The sequence below is a fragment of the Pseudomonas sp. 30_B genome, from assembly GCF_017491605.1.
In the GTDB taxonomy this organism is placed as follows: domain Bacteria; phylum Pseudomonadota; class Gammaproteobacteria; order Pseudomonadales; family Pseudomonadaceae; genus Pseudomonas.
The window spans coordinates 1-485 of the sequence record NZ_JAFGYY010000245.1 but is presented as its reverse complement, the minus strand read 5'-3'; the positions used below and the strand labels follow the sequence as shown (position 1 = coordinate 485).

The 485-nt window shown below is 66.8% G+C and carries 1 protein-coding gene; it reads left to right on the top strand.

Annotated elements, in window-relative coordinates; translation table 11 throughout:
* On the top strand, window positions 1-485 hold a 485-nt coding region (locus J5M67_RS28110), incomplete at both ends, for a ShlB/FhaC/HecB family hemolysin secretion/activation protein (RefSeq protein ID WP_207888634.1).

Sequence of the window (485 nt, the reverse complement as noted above, 5' to 3'; positions counted from 1 at the left end):
ACTACACGAGCGTGCAGCCGAAGCAGGTGCAGAAGCTGAGCTTCAACGTCGCCAAGGCGTTCGACATACTGGGCGCGTCGAAATCGGGCTTCACGAACCTGCCGGGCGTCATCGCGACGAACCCCGCGTCGACGACGTTCGTGCGCACGGGCGCCACGTTCGTGCAAACGAACGAGTGGCCGTTCAAGATCGGCTCGACCGTGCAGCTCACCGGCCAGTACAGACCCGATTCGCTGCCGAGCACCGAGCAGATCTCGTTCGGCGCGCAGCGTTTCGCGCTCGGCTATCAGCCGGGTGAGCCGTCGGGCGATTCGGGCTGGGGCGCGTCGCTCGGGCTAAATCGCGCGTGCGCGCCGGGCTTCACGTACCTGAAGAACAGCACGCCGTACATCGTGTACGACATGGCGCGCGTCTATCTGCATTCGGGCACGCCGGTGCCGCGCCGCCTGTCGTCGGCCGGGTTCGGCGTGCGGCTGACCGACAGC